This is a genomic window from Pseudomonas sp. VS40 (genome assembly GCF_018587885.1).
Lineage (GTDB): Bacteria > Pseudomonadota > Gammaproteobacteria > Pseudomonadales > Pseudomonadaceae > Aquipseudomonas > Aquipseudomonas pergaminensis.
The window spans coordinates 152,718-176,170 of record NZ_JAGYWD010000002.1 but is presented as its reverse complement, the minus strand read 5'-3'; the positions used below and the strand labels follow the sequence as shown (position 1 = coordinate 176,170).

General features: G+C 61.0%; 27 protein-coding genes. 15 read left to right on the top strand and 12 right to left on the bottom strand.

What is annotated here, in order from left to right:
• Nucleotides 1-126: 126 nt before the first annotated feature.
• Nucleotides 127-588 (bottom strand): TlpA disulfide reductase family protein, encoded by a 462-nt coding sequence (locus tag KHP07_RS05860; protein WP_078049009.1) that lies wholly within the window; start codon nucleotides 586-588, stop codon nucleotides 127-129.
• A gap of 115 nt (nucleotides 589-703) precedes the next feature.
• Here KHP07_RS05860 and arsC point away from each other — a divergent pair, with 115 nt between their 5' ends.
• Genes arsC through KHP07_RS05845 form a run of 3 tightly spaced genes read left to right on the top strand, consistent with a single transcriptional unit; the run spans nucleotide 704 to nucleotide 2,068 of the window.
• A complete protein-coding gene (gene arsC / locus KHP07_RS05855) occupies nucleotides 704-1,057 on the top strand; it encodes an arsenate reductase (glutaredoxin) (RefSeq protein ID WP_214496762.1) in 354 nt (117 codons plus the stop codon).
• Complete coding sequence (wrbA, locus tag KHP07_RS05850; RefSeq protein WP_100490405.1) at nucleotides 1,054-1,668, top strand: NAD(P)H:quinone oxidoreductase; 615 nt, start codon at nucleotides 1,054-1,056, stop codon at nucleotides 1,666-1,668. The genes arsC and wrbA overlap by 4 nt, the downstream gene beginning before the upstream one ends.
• Nucleotides 1,652-2,068 (top strand): DUF2069 domain-containing protein, encoded by a 417-nt coding sequence (locus tag KHP07_RS05845; protein WP_214496761.1) that lies wholly within the window; start codon nucleotides 1,652-1,654, stop codon nucleotides 2,066-2,068. The genes wrbA and KHP07_RS05845 overlap by 17 nt, the downstream gene beginning before the upstream one ends.
• 94 nt (nucleotides 2,069-2,162) lie before the next feature.
• Here the strand turns inward: KHP07_RS05845 and KHP07_RS05840 are convergent, their stop codons facing one another.
• A complete protein-coding gene (locus tag KHP07_RS05840; protein WP_105522792.1) occupies nucleotides 2,163-2,834 on the bottom strand; it encodes a DNA-3-methyladenine glycosylase I in 672 nt (223 codons plus the stop codon).
• Nucleotides 2,835-2,901: 67 nt separating this feature from the next.
• Nucleotides 2,902-3,726 (bottom strand): tRNA 2-thiocytidine(32) synthetase TtcA, encoded by an 825-nt coding sequence (gene ttcA, locus KHP07_RS05835; RefSeq protein ID WP_014718888.1) that lies wholly within the window; start codon nucleotides 3,724-3,726, stop codon nucleotides 2,902-2,904.
• Nucleotides 3,727-3,987: 261 nt separating this feature from the next.
• Here ttcA and KHP07_RS05830 point away from each other — a divergent pair, with 261 nt between their 5' ends.
• Nucleotides 3,988-4,590: a Yip1 family protein gene (locus KHP07_RS05830; RefSeq protein ID WP_078049014.1), complete on the top strand. Its 603-nt coding sequence runs from the start codon at nucleotides 3,988-3,990 to the stop codon at nucleotides 4,588-4,590.
• 128 nt (nucleotides 4,591-4,718) lie between these two features.
• Nucleotides 4,719-5,213: a SprT family zinc-dependent metalloprotease gene (locus tag KHP07_RS05825; protein WP_034106983.1), complete on the top strand. Its 495-nt coding sequence runs from the start codon at nucleotides 4,719-4,721 to the stop codon at nucleotides 5,211-5,213.
• Between the two features lie 94 nt (nucleotides 5,214-5,307).
• Here KHP07_RS05825 and KHP07_RS05820 read toward each other — a convergent pair whose 3' ends face one another.
• Nucleotides 5,308-6,489, bottom strand: coding sequence for a CaiB/BaiF CoA transferase family protein (locus KHP07_RS05820; RefSeq protein WP_214496760.1), 1,182 nt, complete (start codon nucleotides 6,487-6,489; stop codon nucleotides 5,308-5,310).
• A 157-nt stretch (nucleotides 6,490-6,646) separates the two neighbouring features.
• On the opposite strand from KHP07_RS05820, the gene tusD reads away from it, so the two are divergent.
• The 6 genes from tusD (at nucleotide 6,647) to KHP07_RS05790 (ending at nucleotide 10,083) form a co-directional block, all read left to right on the top strand.
• A complete protein-coding gene (gene tusD, locus KHP07_RS05815; RefSeq protein ID WP_078049016.1) occupies nucleotides 6,647-7,039 on the top strand; it encodes a sulfurtransferase complex subunit TusD in 393 nt (130 codons plus the stop codon).
• Nucleotide 7,040: 1 nt separating this feature from the next.
• Nucleotides 7,041-7,391, top strand: a complete 351-nt coding sequence (gene tusC / locus KHP07_RS05810; RefSeq protein ID WP_078049017.1) for a sulfurtransferase complex subunit TusC — start codon at nucleotides 7,041-7,043, stop codon at nucleotides 7,389-7,391.
• Nucleotides 7,391-7,669: a sulfurtransferase complex subunit TusB gene (gene tusB, locus KHP07_RS05805; RefSeq protein WP_078049018.1), complete on the top strand. Its 279-nt coding sequence runs from the start codon at nucleotides 7,391-7,393 to the stop codon at nucleotides 7,667-7,669. Before tusC ends, tusB begins: the two co-directional genes overlap by 1 nt.
• A complete protein-coding gene (locus KHP07_RS05800; protein ID WP_078049019.1) occupies nucleotides 7,666-8,001 on the top strand; it encodes a TusE/DsrC/DsvC family sulfur relay protein in 336 nt (111 codons plus the stop codon). Before tusB ends, KHP07_RS05800 begins: the two co-directional genes overlap by 4 nt.
• Nucleotides 7,998-8,999, top strand: coding sequence for a glycosyl transferase family protein (locus KHP07_RS05795; RefSeq protein WP_214496759.1), 1,002 nt, complete (start codon nucleotides 7,998-8,000; stop codon nucleotides 8,997-8,999). The genes KHP07_RS05800 and KHP07_RS05795 overlap by 4 nt, the downstream gene beginning before the upstream one ends.
• Nucleotides 9,000-9,087: 88 nt before the next feature.
• Nucleotides 9,088-10,083 carry a glutathione S-transferase family protein gene (locus tag KHP07_RS05790; protein ID WP_214496758.1) on the top strand — a complete coding sequence of 332 codons (996 nt, stop codon included), beginning with the start codon at nucleotides 9,088-9,090 and terminating at the stop codon, nucleotides 10,081-10,083.
• A gap of 188 nt (nucleotides 10,084-10,271) precedes the next feature.
• Here the strand turns inward: KHP07_RS05790 and cysG are convergent, their stop codons facing one another.
• Genes cysG through KHP07_RS05760 form a run of 6 tightly spaced genes read right to left on the bottom strand, consistent with a single transcriptional unit; the run spans nucleotide 10,272 to nucleotide 17,770 of the window.
• Nucleotides 10,272-11,666, bottom strand: a complete 1,395-nt coding sequence (gene cysG / locus KHP07_RS05785; RefSeq protein ID WP_028616787.1) for a siroheme synthase CysG — start codon at nucleotides 11,664-11,666, stop codon at nucleotides 10,272-10,274.
• Complete coding sequence (serS, locus tag KHP07_RS05780; RefSeq protein WP_099491822.1) at nucleotides 11,667-12,947, bottom strand: serine--tRNA ligase; 1,281 nt, start codon at nucleotides 12,945-12,947, stop codon at nucleotides 11,667-11,669.
• 16 nt (nucleotides 12,948-12,963) lie between these two features.
• The gene (gene crcB, locus KHP07_RS05775) at nucleotides 12,964-13,338 is read right to left on the bottom strand and encodes a fluoride efflux transporter CrcB (RefSeq protein WP_078049024.1); all 375 of its coding nucleotides are present in this window, start codon (nucleotides 13,336-13,338) and stop codon (nucleotides 12,964-12,966) included.
• A complete protein-coding gene (locus KHP07_RS05770) occupies nucleotides 13,338-14,660 on the bottom strand; it encodes a replication-associated recombination protein A (protein ID WP_214496757.1) in 1,323 nt (440 codons plus the stop codon). Before KHP07_RS05770 ends, crcB begins: the two co-directional genes overlap by 1 nt.
• 23 nt (nucleotides 14,661-14,683) lie before the next feature.
• Complete coding sequence (gene lolA, locus KHP07_RS05765; protein ID WP_016975527.1) at nucleotides 14,684-15,307, bottom strand: outer membrane lipoprotein periplasmic chaperone LolA; 624 nt, start codon at nucleotides 15,305-15,307, stop codon at nucleotides 14,684-14,686.
• A 54-nt stretch (nucleotides 15,308-15,361) separates the two neighbouring features.
• Complete coding sequence (locus KHP07_RS05760; RefSeq protein WP_099491825.1) at nucleotides 15,362-17,770, bottom strand: DNA translocase FtsK; 2,409 nt, start codon at nucleotides 17,768-17,770, stop codon at nucleotides 15,362-15,364.
• A 497-nt stretch (nucleotides 17,771-18,267) separates the two neighbouring features.
• Here KHP07_RS05760 and aat point away from each other — a divergent pair, with 497 nt between their 5' ends.
• The 3 genes from aat (at nucleotide 18,268) to infA (ending at nucleotide 20,030) form a co-directional block, all read left to right on the top strand.
• Nucleotides 18,268-18,948: a leucyl/phenylalanyl-tRNA--protein transferase gene (aat, locus tag KHP07_RS05755; RefSeq protein WP_078049027.1), complete on the top strand. Its 681-nt coding sequence runs from the start codon at nucleotides 18,268-18,270 to the stop codon at nucleotides 18,946-18,948.
• Nucleotides 18,949-19,003: 55 nt separating this feature from the next.
• On the top strand, nucleotides 19,004-19,711 hold the full coding sequence (locus KHP07_RS05750; RefSeq protein ID WP_078049028.1) for an arginyltransferase: 708 nt from the start codon (nucleotides 19,004-19,006) through the stop codon (nucleotides 19,709-19,711).
• A 100-nt stretch (nucleotides 19,712-19,811) separates the two neighbouring features.
• Nucleotides 19,812-20,030, top strand: coding sequence for a translation initiation factor IF-1 (infA, locus tag KHP07_RS05745; protein WP_002553999.1), 219 nt, complete (start codon nucleotides 19,812-19,814; stop codon nucleotides 20,028-20,030).
• 258 nt (nucleotides 20,031-20,288) lie between these two features.
• On the opposite strand, the gene clpA is transcribed toward infA, so the two are convergent.
• Both clpA and clpS read right to left on the bottom strand, forming a co-directional pair.
• The gene (gene clpA / locus KHP07_RS05740) at nucleotides 20,289-22,559 is read right to left on the bottom strand and encodes an ATP-dependent Clp protease ATP-binding subunit ClpA (RefSeq protein ID WP_078049029.1); all 2,271 of its coding nucleotides are present in this window, start codon (nucleotides 22,557-22,559) and stop codon (nucleotides 20,289-20,291) included.
• 29 nt (nucleotides 22,560-22,588) lie between these two features.
• On the bottom strand, nucleotides 22,589-22,957 hold the full coding sequence (gene clpS, locus KHP07_RS05735) for an ATP-dependent Clp protease adapter ClpS (protein ID WP_005789091.1): 369 nt from the start codon (nucleotides 22,955-22,957) through the stop codon (nucleotides 22,589-22,591).
• A 219-nt stretch (nucleotides 22,958-23,176) separates the two neighbouring features.
• Here clpS and cspD point away from each other — a divergent pair, with 219 nt between their 5' ends.
• Entirely contained in the window at nucleotides 23,177-23,443 is a 267-nt protein-coding gene (cspD, locus tag KHP07_RS05730; protein ID WP_122683844.1) for a cold shock domain-containing protein CspD, read from the top strand.
• Nucleotides 23,444-23,453 lie beyond the last annotated feature (10 nt).

Genomic DNA, 23,453 nt, shown 5'->3' with positions numbered 1-23,453 from the left:
GCCTTTCGCAATCAAAATGTGGGAGCGGGTTTGCTCGCGAAGGCGGTCGTTCAGCCGGCATATCCGGTGACTGACACACCGCCTTCGCGAGCAAGCCCGCTCCTACATTTGTTTTGAGTGGCTGCTTTAGCCGCGCAAGGCCTTGAGTTTTGCCAATACGCCTTCCGCCGTTTGCTCACCCATCAACTGCTCGCGCACCTTGCCCTTGTCGTCAATGATGTAGGTCACTGGCAACGCTTCGCTGCGCGGGATGTCGAAGATCTCTTCCGGGTTCTGCGCCAGCACCGTGAACTTGATGCCCAGCTTGTCGCTGGCAGCCTTCAGTTCTTCACCTTGCACATTGTCAAAGTTGACCCCGAACACACCGACATTCTGCGCCTTCAACTGTTCGGCCAAGGCATTGAGCTCGGGGATTTCCGTGCGGCACGGGCCACACCACTCAGCCCAGTAATTGACCACCAGCCACTGCTTGTCCAAGCGTTCGGAAGCCACTTTCTGGCCATATTGGTCAACGCCGTAATCGTTACCGCAGCCGCTGAGCAGCAGGGTTGTGATGATCGCCAATGCACCGATCAGTCGCCTTGTCATGGGGTAATCCTTCGCAAAAATGAACGTTGGCTGCGACCTATCGCCTCTTACGGTTTAAGGACAGGTCGCTGCGCGGGTAGAATACCCGCCACCTTACGCAAGATGCGACCCGCACATGACCGATCTGACGCTTTATCACAACCCGCGCTGCTCGAAATCCCGCGGTGCGCTGGAACTGCTCGAAGCCCGCGGCCTCACGCCCACCGTGGTGCGCTACCTGGAAACCCCACTGGACGCCGCGCATTTGAAGGCGTTGCTGGGCAAACTGGGCATCAGTGCACGCCAATTGCTGCGCAGCGGTGAAGACGAATACAAAACCCTCAACCTCGCCGACGCCAGCCTCAGCGAAGCGCAGTTGATTGCCGCCATCGCCGAGCACCCGAAGCTGATGGAACGCCCGATCCTGGAAACCGCCGACAAAGCCATCATTGGCCGTCCGCCGGAAAACGTGCTGGAGATCCTGCCGTGACGTCGCCCTATGTGCTGGTGCTGTATTACAGCCGCAACGGCTCGGTCAGCGAAATGGCCCGGCAGATCGCCCGGGGCATCGAGCAAGGCGGTATGGAAGCGCGACTGCGCACCGTGCCGGCGATCTCCACCGAGTGCGAAGCCGTGGCGCCAAGCATCCCGGACGAAGGCGCGCTGTATGCCAGCCTGGATGACCTGAAGCACTGCTCCGGCCTGGCCCTCGGCAGCCCGACCCGTTTCGGCAACATGGCAGCGCCGCTCAAGTATTTCATCGACGGCACCAGCAACCTATGGCTCACCGGAGCCCTCGTCGGCAAGCCAGCCGGGGTCTTCACCTCCACCGCCAGCCTGCACGGCGGCCAGGAAACCACGCTGATGTCGATGCTGTTGCCGTTGCTGCACCACGGCATGCTAATCACCGGCCTGCCCTACAGCGAACAGGCGTTGCTCGACACCCAGGGTGGCGGCACGCCCTATGGCGCCAGCCACCATGCCGGGCCTGACGGCAAGCGCCTGCTCGATCAACATGAAATCGCCCTGTGCCGCGCCCTCGGCCTGCGCCTGGCCACCACCGCCACGCTGCTGGAGAACGGCCGTGGCCAGAAAGCCTAAGGTCCTGCCGCCCCAGGCGTGGCTGGAGCCACGGGTCAGAATGGCCCGCGCGCTGAGCCTGCTGGCGTTTTTCGCCTTGGCGGGGTTGCTGTGCGTGTATTACCTGTTCGTTGCTGACCTGCACGGCGCACGGCCGTGGGTGATCCTGCTGATCGAACTGGTGCCCTTGCTGGTGCTGGCGCCAGGCATGCTGCTGGGCAGCGCGCGCGGGCATTCGTGGATGTGCTTTGTGGTGAACCTGTATTTCATCAAGGGCGCGCTGGCGGCGTATGACCCGAACCGGCAGTGGTTCGGGGTGTTGGAGATGCTGGCGAGTTTGGCGGTGTTTTGTACCGCGTTGTTGTATGTGCGGTGGCGGCATCAATTAAATCGCCGCCTGGCGGAGCCTGTGGCGGCCTGAAGACCGCCATCGCAGGCAAGCCAGCTCCCACATTTGATCGGCGGCACGGTCAAAATGTGGGAGCTGGCTTGCCTGCGATAAGGCCGCCTCGGTCTCAATGATTCACGGTGTAGGCCAGCATCATCGACAACTGACACATCGGCCGCCCACTCTCGGCATGCCACTGGTTGAACGCCCCCTGCACCGTCGCCAGGTCACGCAGGCTGGTCGGCGCCTTGTCGACGATCTTCTGCGCGTTCAGCGCGGCCACCACGTCATAACTCGGCACAAAGGTGTCCTTGCCGACCATGCGCAAAAAGCGCGGCGCGGACAGCCCGCCAAGTTGATGGCCGTGCTTGCTCAGGTACTTCCATAGCCCGACGATATCAGTCACCGGCCAATCGGCAATAAACGCGCCGAAGCTGCCCTTCTCCTGCTCGATGTCGAGGATCATCTGCGCATTGCGCGGCACGCTCTTGAGCTTGCCCAGGTGACGGATGATGCTGGTGTCCTGCATCAAGCGCTCCAGGTGCTCAGCGCCCATCAACACGACTTTTTCCGGGTCGAAGCCGAAAAACACCTTTTCGAATGCCGGCCACTTGGCATCCACCACGCTGTGCTTCAAGCCCGCACGAAACACGCGCAGCGCCAGGGTCGACAGGTAGCGATCATCGCTGATCTTGCGCAACTGCGCCGGGGTCTTGGGTACAGGCAGATGGGCTTCCAGCTCGGCCGCCGAACCGAAGCGGTTCAGACAATATTCGTGCAGCCACTTGTAATCGCGCATGCCCTCTCCTGGGAATTGAATTGAAAACGGCGCCCGCGAGCGCCGTGTGTCAGAGCGTTGAATCGGCTCAGAGGTTCACAACATTGACGAAGCGCGAGGCGGCGGTTTCATCAATCTTCAAGCTGGTGAAGTCGAACAGGTTGCGGTCGGCCAGCTGCGACGGGATCACATTCTGCAGGCTGCGGAAGATGCTTTCGGTACGGCCCGGGGTCTTGCGCTCCCAGTCCACCAGCATTTCCTTGACCACCTGGCGCTGCAGGTTTTCCTGGGAGCCGCACAGGTTGCAGGGGATGATCGGGAATTGCTTGAAGTCGGAGTAGGCCTGGATGTCCTTCTCGTTGCAGTACGCCAGCGGGCGGATCACCACGTTGCGCCCATCGTCGGCACGCAGCTTGGGCGGCATGGCTTTGAGGGAGCCGTTGAAGAACATATTGAGGAAGAAGGTTTCAACGATGTCATCGCGATGATGTCCGAGGGCCATCTTGGTCGCGCCAATCTCATCGGCGAAGGTGTACAGCGTGCCACGGCGCAGGCGCGAGCACAGCGAGCAAGTAGTCTTGCCTTCCGGAATCAGTTCCTTGACCACCGAATAGGTGTCTTTTTCGACGATGTGGTACTCGACACCCAACTCTTTGAGGTAGGCCGGCAGCACGTGCTCGGGGAAACCCGGTTGTTTCTGGTCCATGTTGACGGCGACGATCTCGAACTTGATCGGTGCGACCTTTTGCAGGTGCAGCAACACGTCGAGCATGGTGTAGCTGTCTTTGCCGCCGGAGAGGCAGACCATGACCTTGTCGCCGTCCTCGATCATATTGAAATCGGCGACCGCTTCACCGGCCAGGCGACGCAGGCGTTTTTGCAGTTTGTTCTGGTTGACCGTAAGAGTGCCCATGGCGCTTGGATCCGCTAGAGGTGTGTGACGAAAAGCCGGGTATTTTACGCAAAAAAACCATCAAAAGGGCTAGCGGTAAAAGACTCCGCCGCGATTAGGGCCAATGTTTACAGCGCAATTCGCTCTAAAGCCTTACAGTTTTTCCGGTCATCACTTCCTATACTGCGACTAGAGGTCGCATATCTATCCAGACCTTTGAGGCCATTTGGCCCGTGGGCGCTCCGATGGGGGGCGATGGTAATAACGACAGGAGTGACTGGCATGATCCATCACGTCGTGGGGCTTTTTACCCATCCCGACCAGGAATGGCGGGAAATCCGTGGCGATAAAGAAGAAAGCATCGGCCACATGTACCTCACCCATACCTTGATTCTTGCGGCGATCCCCGCCGTTTCCGCCTTTATCGGCACCACCCAAGTCGGCTGGGTCATTGGCAACCGCGCGCCGGTGATGCTGACCCAGGAAAGCGCTTTGTGGATGACCATCATGTCCTACGCCGCCATGCTCGGCGGCGTGGCAGTGATGGGTGCGTTCATTCATTGGATGGCCCGTACCTACGATGCCAACCCCAGCATGGCGCGCTGCGTTGCGTTTGCCACCTACACCGCCACACCTCTGTTCATCGGCGGGCTGGCCGCACTGTACCCACATATGTGGCTGGGCATGGTCGTGGGCACGGCCGCCATCTGTTACACGGTGTACCTGCTGTATGTGGGGCTGCCGACCTTCATGGGCATCGATCCGGATGAGGGCTTCCTGTTTTCCAGCTCGGTCCTGGCCGTGGGCCTGGTGGTACTGGTGGCGATCATGGCGTTTACCGTGATCGTCTGGGGCCTGGGCGTGGGCCCGATCTACACCAACTGAGCGGATAAAACCGTGGGCAAGGCCACCGCAAGGTGGCTTTGTGCGTTATGCATGACCATTCGGCGCCTGACAGATTCGGAAACACCCAGCTTTGCGGCATACTGGGCGTCTCTGGAGATATGTACAGCATGCCCGAGCAACTCAATACCCGCGTCGAAGATTGTTTCCTACAAGCCGAATCCTTTTTCAAACGAAGCTTCAAACGCCCCCAGGTGAGTCTCAAGCTGCGGGGCCAAAAGGCCGGTGTCGCGCATTTGCACGAGAACCTGCTGCGTTTCAACCCACAGTTGTACCGTGAAAACAGCCAACACTTCCTCAAGCAGACCGTGGCCCATGAAGTGGCGCATTTGATCGCCCACCAATTGTTCGGCGAGCGCATCCAGCCCCATGGCGAGGAATGGCAATTGATCATGCGCGGGGTCTACGAACTGCCGCCGGACCGTTGCCATACCTATGAAGTGAAGCGCCGCCAGGTGACCCGCTATATCTACCGCTGCCCGTGCGCAGACAGTGACTTTCCGTTCTCACCCCAGCGCCATGGCATGGTGGCTCAAGGCCGAAGGTATTTGTGCAGGCGGTGCCGCCAGACCTTGGTGTTTACCGGCGAAACCCGGGTGGAGTGAGGGCCTCTTCGCAGGCAAGCCAGCGCCCACCTTTGATAGGCGGCGCGGTCAACAGGTGGGAGCTGGCTTGCCTGCGATGGCGGCCGCCCAGTCACTATCCAACTGTCTTGGCCTGGCGCAAATCCGCTATGCGCTGAGCACCAAAGCCCAACTCCGCCAACACCTCATCCGTGTGCGCCCCCACCGCTACACCTATATGCCTGGGCGCCGGCAACCCGTCGGAGAACTTCAACGGGCAAGCCAGTTGCGCCTGGGTCGAACCATCGCCCCTCGGCACCTGGCTGACCAGTTCCCGTGTCTTCAACTGCGGATGCTCCACGGCTTCACTGAGGCTCAACACCGGCTCCACACAGGCATCGACCCCGGCAAACAACGCACACAGCTCATCAAAGCTGCGTTTCTCGAACTCGACCTGCAGCGCTTGCTTCAGGGCTTTTTGCTGCTCAGCCTTGGGCGACAAGCCTTGCGCCGCCAACTCCGGGCGGCCAAAGGCGGTGCAGAGTTGCTGCATGAACGCCGGCTCCAGGCTGCCCACCGACATCCAGCGTCCATCCCGCGAGCGGTAATAGTCGTAGAAACTGCCACCATTGAGCACGTGCCCTTCCCACTCCGGCTCCACCCCGCACGCCAGGTAACCCGCACCGGCCATGGCGTTCAGGCTGAACGAGCAGTCGGTCATGCTCACGTCCAGGTATTGGCCGACCCCGCTCTGCTGCCGCGCAATGACTGCCGCGAGCAGCCCTACCACCGCATGCAGCGAGCCCCCACCCACGTCCGCCAACTGCACGCCGAGGGGCAACGGCCCGCTGTCCTGGCGCCCGGTGTAACTGGCCACCCCGGCCAGCGCCAGGTAATTGATGTCGTGCCCGGCGCGGTCCTTATAGGGCCCGGTCTGGCCGTACCCAGTGATCGACACATAGATCAGCCGGGGGTTGATCGCCTTCAATGCCTCATACCCCAGCCCCAGCCGCTCCATTACCCCCGGCCGGAACTGTTCGAGCACAATGTCGTAGTCTTTCACCAGCGCCCGTACGATCTCCAGGGCCTCGGCCTGCTTGAGGTCCAACGCCAGGCTGCGCTTGTTGCGGTTAAGGTAGGCGTGGCTGGCCGACGTACCTTGGTCATGGGGCGGCAACACCCGCAACAAGTCCATGCGCGTGGGCGATTCGATGCGCAGCACCTCGGCGCCCATGTCCGCCAGCATCAACGAGGCGAACGGGCCAGGCAGCAGGGTGGAAAAATCCAGCACTTTGAGGGACGCCAAGGGACCTGACATGTGCACTCCATTTCCGTTGTGAATGCCCACAGACTAGGCAGCCTTGCGCCGACCGGCAATCGCCGGAACGGTCACATACAGTGACCGTTTTGATCACGGCGGGCTTTTTCGTGGCGGCGGCTTTATCATTGACCCACGTTTGCTTGCAGAGTGTTCCATGAAGTTTGCGATTGCACTGTTTTCCGCCGCTCACGCGCCCTCCTCGCGCCGCGCCCTGCTGTTCGCCCAGGCGGCGCTGGCCGGTGGCCATGAGATTGTGCGGCTGTTTTTCTATCAGGACGGTGTCTACAGCGCCTCCAATTCCATCGTCGCACCTCAGGATGAGCAGGACATCGCCCGCCAATGGCGCGAGTTTGTCAGCGACCACCAGCTCGACAGCGTGGTGTGCATCGCCGCCGCCTTGCGCCGTGGCGTGCTCAACCAGGAGGAAGCCACGCGCTATCAACGCAGCGCGGTCAACCTCGATGCGCCGTGGGAATTGTCCGGCCTGGGGCAACTGCACGACGCCGCCCAGGCCGCCGACCGCCTGATCTGTTTTGGAGGGCCGTGACATGTCCAAATCCTTATTGGTGATCAGCCGCCAGGCGCCGTGGTCCGGGCCAAGCGCCCGCGAAGCGCTGGACATCGTGTTGGCCGGCGGTGCCTTCGATCTGCCGATCGGCCTGCTGTTCCTGGATGACGGCGTGTTCCAACTGGCGCCGCACCAGGACGCCAAAGCCGTGCAGCAAAAAGACCTCGGCGCCAACCTCCAGGCACTGGGCCTGTTTGGCATTGATGAGGTGTTCGCCTGCAGCCACAGCCTGGCCGCGCGCGGCCTCACCACGCCCGCTAATGCCGAGCCGCTCGACAGCGCAGCGATATCAACGCTGATTGACCGTTACGACCAGGTGATTACCCTCTGATGTCGACTCTCCATGTGGTTTCCCATTCCCCGTTTACCGACAGCCGCCTCGACAGCTGCCTGCGCATCTGTGGCGCCGAGGACGCCATCCTGCTCTGCGGCGATGGCGCCTACGGGCTGCATAACCCGGCCCTGCACACCCAAGGCGTGAAAGTCTTTGTGCTGGCCGAAGACATGCAGGCGCGCAACCTGCCTCTGCCGGACTGGGCCGATAGCGTCGATTACCCAGGCTTCGTGCAGTTGTCGCTCGATTACGACAAGGTCAACAGCTGGCTATGAACACCCTGACCGTAGGCGCACGCACCCTGGAACTGGACAAGGACGGTTACCTCGTTGACCTGGACGCGTGGTCCGAGGAAGTCGCCAACGCCCTGGCCGCCGCCGAACCCCTGGCGTTGACCGCGGACCATTGGGAAATCCTCACGCTGCTGCGCCAGTTCTATGCCGAATTCCAGCTGTCCCCCGCCACGCGCCCGTTGATCAAGTACACCGCCTTGAAACTGGGCCCGGAAAAGGGCAACAGCCTGCACCTCAACAAATTGTTCAACGGCACTCCCGCCAAACTCGCCGCCAAGCTGGCGGGCCTGCCTAGGCCGACGAATTGCTTATGACCGACTTTGCCCCACTGACCCTTGAAACCCCTGCCGAGCACCCCTTCGCGCAGTTCGTGCGCATCCTGGGCAAAGGCAAGCGCGGCGCGCGCAACCTCACCCGTGAAGAGGCCCGCGAAGCCATGGGCATGTTGCTCGACGAAAAAGTCGAAGACACCCAGCTCGGCGCCTTCCTGATGCTGTTGCGCCACAAGGAAGAAAGCCCGGAAGAACTCGCCGGTTTCACCGAAGCCGTACGTGAACGCCTGGATGCCCCGGCGCTGAACGTGGATGTCGACTGGCCGACCTATGCCGGCAAGAAGCGCCACCTGCCGTGGTACCTGCTGGCGGCAAAGTGCCTGGCGCAGAATGGCGTGCGTACCCTGATGCACGGCGGGGGTGCCCACACGGCTGGGCGTCTTTACACCGAACAATTGCTCGAAGGTTTGCAGATCCCGCTGTGCCGCAACTGGCAGCAGGTCGAGGCCGCCTATGCGCACGGCAACCTGGCGTTCATCCCGCTGGGTGATTGGGCGCCGCAACTGCAGCGCATGATCGACCTGCGCAACACCCTGGGCCTGCGCTCGCCGATCCACTCCCTGGCGCGCCTGCTCAACCCGCTCAATGCACGCCTGGGTCTGCAAAGCATTTTCCACCCGGGTTACCAGGGCGTGCACCGTGATGCCAGCGGCCTGCTCGGCGATAACGTGATCGTGGTGAAGGGAGATGGCGGCGAAGTCGAGATCAACCCCGACACCCTCAGCCATCTGTACGGCACCACCGCTGGCGAAAGCTGGGACGAAGAATGGCCGGCCCTCTCCGCCCAGCGCCACGTCAAGCCGGCCACGCTCGAACCTGAACACCTGAAGGCCGTGTGGCGCGGTGACGTCGAGGACAGCTACCCGCAACTGGCGCTGGTCGCCACCATGGCCCTGGCCTTGCGCGGCCTGGGCCACCCGCGGGAACAGGCCTTTGAGTTGGCCCAGCAGTACTGGGCGGCACGAGACAAATCGATTTAATCGATCATTAACGCCCGGTCTTTGCGCTTTTAGTTCGAACTCATCCCTTTAGACTGGGCTCCAACGCTTATTAGCCAAGGAGCCAGTCATGGGTTTGCTGATCGAAGGACACTGGAAAGACCAGTGGTACGAAAGTAGCGCAGACGGCGCGTTCCAGCGCGAACAGGCGCAACGCCGCCACTGGGTAACCGCCGATGGCGCGCCGGGCCCGAGTGGCGAAGGCGGCTTCAAGGCCGAGGCCGGTCGCTACCACCTCTACGTCTCCCTGGCCTGCCCGTGGGCCCATCGCACGCTGATCCTGCGCAAGCTCAAGGGCCTGGAAAGCCTGATCGATGTGTCCGTGGTCAGTTGGCTGATGCTGGAAAACGGCTGGACCTTCGACAAGGCTCACGGCTCCACCGGCGACAAGCTGGATGATTTCGACTTCATGCACCAGCGCTACACGGCTGACACGGCCGACTACACCGGGCGCGTCACCGTGCCGGTACTGTGGGACAAGAAGCTCAAGCGCATCGTCAGCAATGAACCGGCGGAGATCATCCGCATGTTCAACAGTGCCTTCAACGAACTGACCGGCAACACCCTGGATTTCTACCCCGAGCCGCTGCGCGCGACCATCGACGCGTTGAACGAGCGCATTTACCCCGCCGTGAACAACGGCGTGTATCGCGCAGGCTTTGCCACCTCGCAGCAGGCGTATGAACGTGCGTTCGATGATGTGTTTGCGGAGCTGGATCATCTGGAACAGCACCTAAGCGACCACCGTTACCTGGCCGGCGAATACCTGACCGAGGCGGATGTGCGGCTGTTCACCACACTGATTCGCTTTGATGCGGTGTATTACAGCCACTTCAAATGCAACCTGCGCAGGATTGCGGATTATCCGACCCTGTCGAATTGGTTGAGGGAGATGTACCAGTGGCCGGGCGTGGCCGAGACGGTGGATTTCGCGCACATCAAAGGGCATTACTATGCCAGCCACCGTACGATCAACCCGACGGGGATTGTGCCGAAGGGGCCATTGCAGCGATTTGATGGACAGCATGATCGGGCACAACTGAACGGCAAAAGTGTCTGGAGCTGATCAGTCACTGTGGTGAGCGGGCTTGCCCCGCGCCGGGCTGCGCAGCAGCCCCAAAACCAGACGCCGAGTTCTTTCTGAAAGAACTCGGCGTTTTTTAGTAGGGCTGCTTCGCAGCCCAGCGCGGGGCAAGCCCGCTCACCACAGAAAGCCTGCTCTCCACAGCAGGCTTAACGGCCACCCTAGCGTTCTCAGACCTGGGACTGTGCGCCTTCAAACCACTTCAGCTTCTCGCGCAACACCACCACCTCACCCACGATCACCAGCGTCGGCGCATGCACTTCATGCTCCGCCACCATGCGTGGCAGATCCGCCAGAGTGCCGGTAAACACGCGCTGGTTGGACGTGGTGCCCTGCTGGATCAACGCTGCAGGGGTATCCGATGCACGGCCATGCTTGATCAGTTGTTCGCAGATGATCGGCAAGCCAATCAAGCCCATGTAGAACACCAGGGTCTGCGAGGGGCCCACCAGGTCATCCCAAGGCAGGTCCGAGGTCCCGTCCTTTAAATGCCCGGTAATGAAACGTACCGACTGCGCATAGTCACGGTGAGTCAGCGGAATCCCGGCATACGCCGCGCAACCGCTGGCCGCCGTGATCCCTGGCACCACCTGGAACGGAATGCCGTGGGCCGCCAGTTCTTCGATCTCTTCGCCACCACGGCCAAAGATGAACGGATCGCCACCCTTGAGACGCAGCACGCGCTTGCCTTGCTTGGCCAGGTCCACCAATTGCTGGTTGATCTGGTCTTGCGGCACGGCGTGATCGGCGCGGCGTTTGCCGACGTAGACACGCTCGGCGTCACGGCGGCACAGCTCGAGAATCGCAGGAGCTACGAGGCGGTCATACAGCACCACATCGGCTTGCTGCATCAGGCGCAGGGCGCGGAAGGTCAGCAGGTCGGGATCACCCGGGCCTGCACCCACCAAGTAGACTTCGCCCGGTGCGTTCGGCGGTGCGCCGTTGACCTTTTCGATCAACAGGCGCTCAGCTTCATCGCCCTGTCCAGCCAATTGGCGGTCGGCAATCGGGCCTTGGAAGACCTCTTCCCAGAATGCGCGGCGCTGCTGCACATCCGGGTACAAACCTTTGACCTGAGCTCGAAACCGCGCCGCCAACCCGGCCAACTGGCCGTAAGTGGACGGAATCCAGGTTTCCAGCTTGGCGCGGATCAGGCGCGCCAGCACCGGCGCATCGCCGCCGCTGGACACCGCGATCACCAAGGGTGAACGGTCGACAATCGCCGGGAAGATCACGCTGCACAAGGCCGGCGCATCCACCACATTGACCGGCACGCAACGGCGCTTGGCATCGCTGGACACTTGCGCATTCAACGGCTCGTCGTCGGTGGCCGCGATGATCAGGGTGCAACCGTCGAGGTCGGCCTCCTGATAACCGCGCAAAATCAGTTCCCCGCCACTGCCCAGTACCAGCTCTTTGAGCTGGTCTTCGATCTGGGGAGCAACCACCCGCAGCAACGCACCGGCATCGGCCAGCAGCCGGGATTTGCGCAAGGCAATCTCCCCGCCACCGACGACCAACACACGACTGCCGCGCAGGTTATGAAACAGCGGCAGAAATTCCATTTAGCGGATGACCTCAACGCCCGCCATGTAAGGCTTGAGCACTTCCGGCACACGGATCGAGCCGTCAGCCTGCTGGTAGTTTTCCAGCACGGCCACCAGGGTACGGCCTACCGCCAGACCGGAACCGTTGAGGGTGTGGACCAGTTCCGGCTTGCCGGTTTCCGGGTTGCGGAAACGCGCCTGCATGCGACGGGCCTGGAAGTCACCGCAGTTGGAGCACGACGAAATCTCGCGGTACTTGTCCTGGCTCGGCACCCACACTTCGAGGTCGTAGGTCTTCACGGCGCTGAAGCCCATGTCGCCGGTGCACAGCGCCAGGACGCGGTACGGCAGCTCCAGCAGTTGCAGGACGCGCTCGGCGTTGGCGGTCAGGCCTTCCAGGGCTTCCATCGACGTCGACGGCTCGACCACTTGCACCATCTCGACCTTGTCGAACTGGTGCTGGCGGATCATGCCGCGGGTATCGCGACCCGACGCACCGGCTTCACTGCGGAAGCATGGGCTGTGGGCCACGAACTTGATCGGCAGTTGCTTGGCATCGAGGATCTCGCCGGCGACGATGTTGGTCAGCGACACTTCGGCGGTCGGGATCAGGTACAGGTCGGCTTCGCCGTCGCGGCTGATCTTGAACAGGTCTTCTTCGAATTTTGGCAACTGGCTGGTGCCCATCAGCGCCGGTGCCTGCACCAGGTAAGGGGTGTAGGCTTCTTCGTAACCGTGCTCGCCGGTGTGCAGGTTGATCATGAACTGCGCCAGGGCACGGTGCATGCGCGCGATCGGACCGCGCAGCAAGGCAAAGCGCGCGCCGGACATCTTGGCGGCAGTTTCGAAATCCAGGCCGCCGGTCAATTCGCCCAGGGCAACGTGGTCCTTGATCTCGAAATCAAAGGTGGTTGGCGTACCCCAACGGCGCACTTCGACGTTGCCGTCTTCGTCTGCGCCAATCGGCACGGACTCGTGCGGGATGTTGGGAATGCCGAGCAGGATCGAATCCAGCTCGGTCTGGATCTTGTCCAGCTCGACCTTGCCGTCGGACAGCTCGGTGCCCATGCGCTCGACGTCCGCCATCAGCGGCGCGATGTCTTCGCCGCGCTGCTTGGCCTGACCGATGGATTTGGAACGCGCATTCCGCTCAGCCTGCAGTGCTTCGGTGCGGGTCTGGACGGTCTTGCGCTGTTCTTCCAGCGCTTCGATGCGCGCAACATCCAAGGCAAAGCCACGGGATGCCAGGCGGTCCGCTACGTCCTGAAGGTTGCTACGTAACAGTTTGGAATCGAGCATGTCGGTCTCTCGTTTATCAAAGTTTGGTCAAGGACAGGCCAGCCCAGGTGGCGAGCAGCCCGCCGAACACGCTGATGCCCAGGTACCCGAAGGCGACCAGGGCCTGCCCGCTTTCCAGCAGGCGCAGCGTATCCAGTGAAAAGGATGAAAAGGTCGTCAGACCGCCTACAAAGCCGACAATCAAGCCGGCACGAATTTCAATCGGTACTTCCGGGCGCAACAGGAACCAGCCGTATAACAGCCCGATAATCAGGCAGCCCACCAGGTTGACCGCCAGGGTCGCCGCATAAAAATGCTTCGGCCAGTTGGCGCTGACCCAGGTGCCAGCGGCGAAACGCAATAATGTACCAGCGATGCCGGCTGCGGACACGGCAAGAATCGTCTTGAGCACTACTTTCTCCGCTGTTTGGGGCTGAGTCGATCGAGTTGGGCGAGGTGATTGAGCTTTTCGCCGATCTTCAGCTCCAGGCCACGGGGCACCGGCTGATAGAGCGGGAGTGGCTCAAGGTCATCGGGAAAATAGTCTTCACCGGCCGCATAGGCATCCGGTTCATCGTGGGCGTAGCGGTATTCATCACCGTAGCCCAACTGTTTCATCAGCTTGGTCGGCGCGTTGCGCAAGTGCATCGGCACTTCGAGAGAGCCGTATTCGGCGGCGGCGCGCAGGGCGGACTTGAAGCCCACGTACACCGCATTGCTCTTGGGCGCGCAGGCCAGGTAGGTGATGGCCTGGGCCACGGCCAACTCGCCTTCCGGACTGCCGAGGCGCTCCTGCACGTCCCACGCGGCCAGGCACAGGCTCAGTGCACGCGGGTCGGCGTTGCCGATGTCTTCGCTGGCCATGCGCACCACGCGGCGGGCGAGGTAGAGCGGGTCGCAACCGCCGTCGATCATCCGCGCAAACCAGTACAGCGCGCCGTCCGGGTTGGAACCGCGCACGGATTTATGCAGCGCCGATATCTGGTCGTAGAAGGCTTCGCCGCCCTTGTCAAAGCGTCGACGCGTATCGCCGAGCAGGCTTTGCAAGAGGTCGACGCCAATCTCACCGCCGTCTTCGGCCAGGTCGGAAGCGTTCTCCAGCAGGTTGAGAAAGCGACGACCGTCACCGTCGGCGGCGGTCAGCAGGATCTTGAAGCCCTCTTCGCTCACGCTGAGTTGCCGCTTGCCCAGGCCCTTGTCTTCATTCAGGGCCCGCTGCAGCAGCTTCTGCATGGCGGCCTCGTCCAGGCTTTTCAGCACATAGACCCGCGCCCGCGACAGCAAGGCGTTGTTCAGTTCGAACGATGGGTTTTCGGTGGTGGCGCCGATAAAGATCAGCGTGCCGTCTTCGACATAAGGCAGGAACGCATCCTGCTGGGACTTGTTGAAGCGGTGCACTTCATCGACGAACAGGATGGTGCGCTTGCCGTACTGCCCGGCCTGTTGCTTGGCGACTTCCACCGCCTGGCGGATCTCCTTGACCCCGGCGAGTACCGCCGAGACCGTTTCGAAGTGCGCATTTGAGACCTTCGCCAGCAGGCGCGCCAGGGTGGTCTTGCCCACCCCCGGCGGCCCCCAGAAAATCATCGAGTGCAGCGCACCCTGCTCCAGGGCTTCGCGCAACGGCTTGCCGCGAGCGAGCAGGTGTTCCTGACCGACGTACTCATCCAGGTTGGTCGAACGCAAGCGCGCGGCCAATGGCTGGGCAATCGGGTCACTTCGAAACAGATCCATGGGCAGCGTTTGAAACCTCTAGATTATTCCTGGATCACGTCGGCACCCTTGGGGATGTCGAACTTGAACTTGGATGCCGGTACCGGCTGGTTGGCCTTGACCCCGGAGAACAGGATATCGGTGCGCTGGCCGACGCTGTCGACCAGGCGCATGTTGTTGATCACGCCGTTGCCAAACGACAGGGACAGCGTGTCGAACAGCGTGTCCTTGGATTTGGGCTTGAGGGTGAACTCGATCACGTTGCTGGTCTGCTTGGAGGTGATGTCGAAGCTGTCGTTGATTTTCGACACATCACCCGACAGCAGCAGGGCCGGGGTCTGGTTCAGGCGCGGGTCGAGCTTCTTGATGGTGGCCTGTTCCAGGTCCGGGTCCCACAGGGTGACCTTCTGGCCGTCGGAAACAATGGTCTGCTCAGCCTTGCCTTCGGTGTGCCAGTAGAACAGCCCAGGGCGCTGCACGGCCATTTCGCCGGCAGTTTCCTGCAACTGGGTGCCACCGGCATCCAGGGTCAGCTGGGAGAAGCGCGCGGTCAGGGTCTGGGATTTGTCCAGCAGGTTCTTCAAGCTGGCGACGGAGGCCGGGTCAGCATGGGCCGAAACAGCGGTCAGGGCCAGTGCCGGCAACAACAGCATGCGGATAAGACGCATGGGAGTCCTCATTGAGTGGTCAGGGCGCGCCGCATGCTGCCACGCGGCGCGGGATCAGTCGCGCATCTGCCCGGGGGCAATGACTTCGCGCGAGCCGTTGGTGTTCATTGCGGTGACGACGCCGGCCATTTCCATGGCTTCGATCATGCGGGCGGCGCGGTTGTAGCCGATCTTCAGCTTGCGCTGCACCGCCGAGATGGAGGCACGACGGCTTTCCAGTACAAAAGCCACGGCCTCGTCGTACAGCGCGTCGGTTTCGGCATCATCGTCGCCACCGCTGCTGCCGCCGTCGAAGCCACTGCCGGCTTCTTCCACACCGGCCAGAATGTCGTCGTTGTATTCCGGCGCGCCGCGCAGCTTCCAGGCTTCCACCACACGGTGGACTTCATCGTCGGAAACAAAGGCGCCGTGAACCCGGATCGGCAGGCTGGTGCCCGGCGGCATATAGAGCATGTCGCCGTGGCCCAGTAGCTGTTCGGCGCCGCCCTGGTCGATGATGGTCCGCGAGTCGATCTTGCTCGACACCTGGAACGCCATGCGGGTCGGGATGTTGGCCTTGATCAGGCCGGTGATCACGTCCACCGACGGACGCTGGGTGGCGAGGATCAAGTGAATACCGGCGGCACGGGCCTTCTGGGCGATACGGGCGATCAGTTCTTCGACCTTCTTGCCGACGATCATCATCATGTCGGCGAATTCGTCGACCACCACCACGATGGTCGGCAGCTTGCTCAGCAGCGGCGCTTCGTCGTGAATGCTTTCGCGCTTGTACAACGGGTCGGTCAGCGGTGTGCCGGCGTCCTGGGCTTCCTTGACCTTGGCGTTGAAGCCCGACAGGTTACGCACGCCCATCTTCGCCATCAGCTTGTAGCGGCGCTCCATTTCGGCGACGCTCCAGCGCAGGGCGTTGGCGGCGTCCTTCATGTCGGTGACCACCGGGCACAGCAAGTGCGGAATGCCCTCGTAGATCGACAGTTCGAGCATCTTCGGGTCGATCATGATCAGCTTGGCGTCTTCCGGGCCGGACTTGAACAGGATCGACAGGATCATCGCGTTCACACCCACCGACTTACCGGAACCGGTGGTACCGGCCACCAGCAAGTGGGGCATCTTCGCCAGGTCGGTGATCACCGGCTTGCCGCCGATGTCGTGACCCAGGGCCAGGGTGACCGGCGACTTGAAGTTGTCGTACTCAGGGGTCGACAGCACTTCGGAGAAGCGCACGATCTGGCGGTCTTCGTTGGGAATCTCGATGCCCACGGTGGTCTTGCCGGGAATCACTTCCACGACACGCACACTGGTCACGGCCAGGGAACGGGCCAAATCCTTCGCCAGGTTGGCGATACGGCTGACCTTCACGCCGGCAGCCGGCTGGATTTCGTAACGGGTGATCACCGGGCCGGGGTGAATGGAATCCACCGAGACTTCGACGCCGAATTCCTTGAGCTTGATTTCCAGCAGGTGGCCGACGGCCGCCAGGGATTCAGGCGAATAGTTGAGTTGTTTCTTTTCGGCCGGGTCGAGGATCGAGATCGGCGGCAAGGTGCCTTCGACGGCGCTGTCGACGAACAGCGGCGCCTGTTTCTCTTTCTGAACGCGATGGCTTGGTTCGGCCGGCTTGGGCGGCGCGGGGGCAATGACAGGCGGCACCTGCTTCTCGCGGTCCGACATGTGCTTGCTCAGCGCCTGCTCGCGCTCGATCAGGCGCTCCTTGACCTTGGCCTGCTCGCGCCGGTCCGGTGTGCTCGGGGCCACTACTTCGTTGACACGGGTATCGACTTCACGCAACTGGGCGACCATGCGCTTGCGGTCGACACGGGCAGCCCACCAGCGGTTGGCGGCGCCCTGGAACAGTTCCAGCAGGTCGAGGGTGATCTTGCCGGTCACGTCCATCACCTTGAACCAGGACAGGTCGGTGAACACGGTGAGGCCGAACAGGAACAGCGCGATGAACATCAAGGTGCTGCCCTGGATATTCAGGGTCTTGCGCGCCAGGTCGCCGAGGCTTTCGCCCAGCGCCCCGCCCGCGCCCGCTGGCAAGCCAGTCGGCGCATGGAAATGGATATGGGCCAGGGCCGCGCCGGACAGCACCAGGAACACCAGGCCGATCAGGCGCCATGAAAACAGCCAGCCGCTCCACTGCCACGGCTCGTGGCGCTGGCGGAAGATCTGCCAGGTCTTGATCGCCAGCAGCAACGGGAAGATATAGGCGAAGTAACCCAGCACCATGAACAGGATATCGGCGCTGTAGGAACCGGCAGGCCCGCCGAAGTTCTGCACGTCTTCGATCTTGCTGTTGTGGCTCCAGCCCGGATCGTCCTTGCCATACGTCAGCAAGGCCATCATCAGGAACAGGCACAGGGCGCCGATCGCGATCAGCGCGCCTTCCTTGAGACGATAATGCAGGTGCTGGCGCCAGGCCGGCACGACTGCTGCTTTAGGTGTTGCGGCGGATTTCTTCAAAACGGGTCTTTTCCTGCGCCTTTAGCGCGTCCATCTGTTGAATGACTGCAAATACTGCCCAATCCGAGCAGCTGAAAAATGAACGAGCGTCGTTGAATCTACTTTTAACACTGGGCGATTGCTGGATGAAATGGCGATAACGCCACAATGGCCGCATTGTACGGGTTTGTGCCCCTGATGCCACGCCACTTGGCGTTCTTCAAGCAGCATCGCCAGTGGTGTGTCACAAGATGTTCAATTTGAGCATGCATTGTCTTTGCTGACAAAGGCTTATGAGCTGTTTTTACTCATCCAGGCAAGCTTGGCAAAAGGCCTGCATGGCCTAGCCCCGATTACGACCACGCCTGATGCACAGAGTTGCAGAAACACCTGCTCACGCTAATCCACTCCAACGGCCGATTCGGGCTGGCCCCATGGCGCCATGTCGACAATAATCAGCACTGCGCACGCAGGTGTCATACCTGCCACTCCCCTCCCCTTCCGTAAGCCTGGATGCCATGCTGACCTGGTTACAACGCGATTCACTCACATTCCCTCCATTGGCCAAGGCCATGCGCGAACCCAATGGCTTGCTGGCCGCCGGTGGCGATCTTTCGGCCGAGCGGCTGATCCAGGCCTACCGCCATGGCTGCTTTCCGTGGTTCTCGGAGGGTCAGCCGATCCTCTGGTGGTCGCCCGACCCGCGCACCGTGATATTCCCCGACGAACTGCATGTATCGCGCAGCCTGGCCAAACTGTTGCGCCAGCAGCGCTACAGCGTGACCTTCGACAGGGACTTTGCCGCCGTCATCCAGGCCTGCGCAGCACCGCGTGCCTATGCCGATGGCACCTGGATTACCGAAAGCATCCAGGGCGCCTATCTGGAGCTGCACCAGCGCGGTTATGCGCACTCGGTAGAGGTCTGGGACGACGGCGAACTGGTAGGTGGCCTGTATGGCCTGGCGATGGGCCAGCTGTTTTTTGGCGAATCCATGTTCAGCCGCGCCGACAACGCCTCGAAATTCGGCTTCGCCACATTGACCCGTCAATTGCAGGCCTGGGGTTTTGTACTGATCGACTGCCAGATGCCCAACGATCACCTGCACAGCCTGGGTGCCCGCGCCATATCCCGCAGCGACTTCGCAGGTTTCCTGCGCGACCATCTGGACCAGCCCAACGCTGGACCGTGGGTTTCCTAGGCGACTTCCGCGCTCCTGGCTTACACTTATTTCAAAGCTTACCCGAGGGTTGATCATGACCGAGTTGGCGCGTTTGAAGTTTTATGCCACTCAACCCCACTCTTGCAGCTATCTGCCCGACGAGCAGGCCACCACGCTGTTCCTCGACCCCAGCCAGCCGATGGACGTGCATGTGTATGCCGACCTGTCGGAGATGGGCTTTCGGCGCAGCGGCGATCACTTGTACCGGCCTCACTGCCAGAACTGCAATGCCTGCGTACCGGCACGCATCCCCGTGGCGCAGTTTCTGCCGGACCGCAACCAGAAGCGCATCCTCAAGCGCAACGCCGACCTGACGGTGACGCCGGCCAAGCCACGCTTCACCGAAGAATACTTCGACCTCTACCAGCGCTATATCGAGGAACGGCACGCCGACGGCGATATGTTCCCACCCAGTCGCGACCAGTTTTCCACGTTCCTGGTGCGCGACCTGCCCTTCTCGCGCTTCTACGAGTTTCGTGCAGACGGTCGATTGGTGGCCGTCGCCGTGACCGACCTGCTGCCTAACGGGCTGTCGGCGGTGTATACCTTCTATGAGCCCACCGAAGAACGTCGCAGCCTGGGACGCTTCGCGATCCTCTGGCAGATTGGCGAAGCACTGCGCCTGGAACTGGAGGCGGTGTACCTCGGATACTGGATCAAGAACTGCAAAAAGATGAATTACAAGACCCAATATCGGCCCATCGAACTGCTGATTAATCAAAGATGGGTCACGCTTAACTAGAACCCCTTGGCTTGAACACCCTTTTTCGGGCACAATGCACGCCGCTTTTGCCTGGCGCAGTTGCACCGGGCCATTCACTGGATACCGAGGGCTTTACTGCATGTCGAAAGAAGACAGCTTCGAAATGGAAGGCACTGTCGTCGACACCCTGCCCAACACCATGTTTCGTGTGGAGTTGGAAAATGGGCACGTCGTAACCGCGCATATCTCCGGCAAGATGCGCAAGAACTACATTCGTATTCTTACCGGTGACAAAGTGCGCGTCGAGCTGACGCCCTATGACTTGAGCAAAGGGCGCATCACTTACCGCGCTCGCTAAGCAAGTCAATACAAAACGCCCGGTTATGCCGGGCGTTTTTGTGTGTGCGCCATTTAACAGTCGCCACTTGACCCTGTGGGAGCTGGCTTGCCTGCGATAGCGGTGTGTCAGTGACTGCATGCTTGGCTGGCCCACCGCTATCGCAGGCAAGCTAGCTCCCACAGCTGATCTTCACCGGTCAACAGATAGCAACCCACCGATTTATCCACGCAGCAAAAAGGCGCCTTTCGGCGCCTTTTGCTTTGTTGCGGTCAGCTATCAGGCCATTTCAGCCGTGGTTTCGAACTCGAAGGTCAGCTCGCCGTCCTTCAGGTCGATGTGCACCACGCCACCATGGTCGGAGAGTTCGCCGAACAGGATCTCTTCGGCCAACGGCCGCTTGATCTTGTCCTGGATCAGACGTGCCATTGGGCGAGCGCCCATCGCTGCGTCGTAGCCACCCTCTGCCAGCCAGTTGCGCGCCGCGTCCGTTACGTCCAGCTGCACGCGCTTGTCTTCCAACTGCGCCTGAAGCTCGGTAAGGAACTTGTCCACCACGCTTTTGATGACCTCATGGCTGAGGCGACCAAACTGGATAATGGTATCCAGGCGGTTACGGAACTCCGGCGTGAAGCTCTTCTTGATCACTTCCATGGCATCAGACGAGTGATCCTGATGCGCGAAGCCGATAGAAGCCCGCGCGGCCGTTTCGGCACCGGCGTTGGTGGTCATGATCACGATCACGTTGCGGAAGTCCGCCTTGCGCCCGTTGTTGTCGGTCAGGGTGCCGTGGTCCATCACCTGCAGCAGCAGGTTAAAGACTTCAGGGTGGGCCTTCTCGATTTCATCGAGCAGCAATACGCAATGCGGCTGCTTGGTGATCGCCTCGGTCAACAGGCCGCCCTGGTCGAAACCTACATAGCCCGGAGGCGCACCGATCAGGCGCGACACGGTGTGGCGCTCCATGTACTCGGACATGTCGAACCGCACCAGCTCAATACCCATGGCCTTGGCCAACTGCCGCGCCGCCTCGGTCTTGCCGACACCGGTCGGGCCGGCGAACAGGAACGAACCAACAGGCTTGTCCGGCGACTTGAGGCCCGCACGCGACAGCTTGATCGCAGTGGACAGCGAATCGATGGCAGCATCCTGGCCGAACACGGTGAGCTTGAGGTCGCGCTCCAAGTTACGCAGCAGCTCCTTGTCGGAACTGGTGACGTGTTTTGGCGGAATCCGCGCAATCTTCGCCACGATGTCCTCGACCTGAGGCACGTCGATGCGTTTGACCCGCTTCTCGACCGGCTGCAGGCGCTGATAGGCGCCTGCCTCGTCGATCACGTCGATGGCTTTGTCAGGCATGTGGCGATCGTTGATGTAGCGTGACGCCAGCTCGGCGGCTGAACGCAAGGCCTCATCGGTGTACTCGATGCCGTGGTGCGCTTCGAAACGCCCCTTGAGCCCGCGCAGGATGCCGATGGTGTCTTCAACCGAAGGCTCGGACACGTCGACCTTCTGGAAGCGCCGCGCCAAGGCACGATCTTTCTCGAAGATGCCACGGAATTCCTGGAACGTTGTGGAACCGATGCAGCGGATATCACCCGACGACAGCAGCGGCTTGAGCAGGTTGGAGGCGTCCATCACCCCACCGGATGCCGCACCGGCACCAATGATGGTGTGGATTTCGTCGATGAAGAGGATCGCCTGCGGGCGTTTTTTCAGTTCGCCAAGCAACGCCTTGAAGCGCTTCTCGAAATCGCCACGGTACTTGGTCCCGGCGAGCAAGGCGCCCAGGTCCAGGGAGTAGACGACGCTGTTGGCCAGCAGGTCCGGGACCTGGTTATCGACGATACGCTTGGCCAGGCCCTCGGCGATCGCGGTCTTGCCCACGCCCGCCTCACCCACCAGCAACGGGTTGTTCTTGCGACGGCGTGCAAGGATCTGCGCTACACGCTCAACTTCAAGCTCTCGCCCCACCAGCGGATCGATCCGCCCTTGGCGCGCCAGTTCATTGAGGTTGCTGGCATAGGCATCCAGTGGATTGCCCGAAGAAGAAGACTCACCGCCCTCGTCGTCCTGCATATCCTGCTCACCCTCGGAATGATCGCCGTGCCCAGGCACCTTGGAGATACCATGGGCGATGTAGTTGACGACATCGATACGGGCAACGCTCTGCTGTTTAAGCAGGAACACTGCCTGGCTTTCCTGTTCGCTGAAAATCGCCACAAGCACATTGGCGCCCGTGACCTCACGCTTACCGGAGCTCTGAACGTGGAAAACAGCACGCTGCAATACCCGCTGGAAGCCCAGGGTTGGCTGGGTCTCACGGTCCTCGTCGTGCACGGGGATCAGTGGCGTGGTGGAGTCGATAAACTCCTGCAGGTCGTGCTTGAGTTTGTCGAGGTTGGCGCCGCACGCACGTAGAACGGTGGCGGCAGCTTCGTTATCCAAAAGTGCCAGCAGCAGGTGTTCGACGGTCATGAATTCATGACGCTTCGAACGGGCCTCCTTGAAGGCAAGATTGAGGGTGACTTCGAGCTCGCGGTTTAACATAGCTTCACCTCATACCCAAGTGGTCGGCGTTAACCGTCCTTCTCGATTTCACAGAGTAGCGGATGCTGGCTTTCCCTGGCGTACTGGTTGACCTGCATGGCCTTTGTCTCGGCGATGTCGCGGGTAAACACTCCACATACTGCCCGTCCTTCTGTGTGAACGGCCAGCATTACCTTGGTCGCCAACTCGCGGTTCAGGTTAAAAAACACCTCGAGCACTTCGACCACGAAATCCATCGGTGTGTAGTCATCATTGAACAAAACCACCTTGTACATCGGCGGCGCCTGGAGAGCAGGCTTGGCCTCCTGAACAGCAATGCCTGCAGAACCGTCGTCATCATGTTCCTGATCCGGTCGATCCTGATTGAATGTTAGTCGAATCTGGCTGTTTGCATGCATGGAAAGAAAGGTTCGTCAGTGGTTCAAATACAGTGGTGGGGGCGACCTGTCAGAATTTCAACTCCTGACTGATCGGTCGCCTTGACTATCGGCGAAACGGTGTTACAACCAATAGAACCCACAGTGGGTAAAAAAGGTCCGCGCAGTCAACCTTATTTATTCGGGTTAGGACGGATAAACTGGATGATACTCCAGTGATGGAGTCTGGTGCAGAGGGATATGGGCATGGCAAGCGGTAAGGTCAAGTGGTTCAACAATGCCAAAGGGTACGGCTTCATTATTGAAGACGGCAAGGATGAAGACCTTTTTGCGCATTACTCAGCGATCAAAATGGAAGGTTATAAAACGCTGAAGGCGGGGCAGCCGGTCTCCTTTGACATTATTCAGGGGCCCAAAGGCAAGCACGCAGTCGAAATCAGTGCGCCAGTCACCATCGGCACAGCCAAAGAGGGCGTCGCTCAAAAATCAAAAGAGCAATTAGCCTAATCGGCCACCG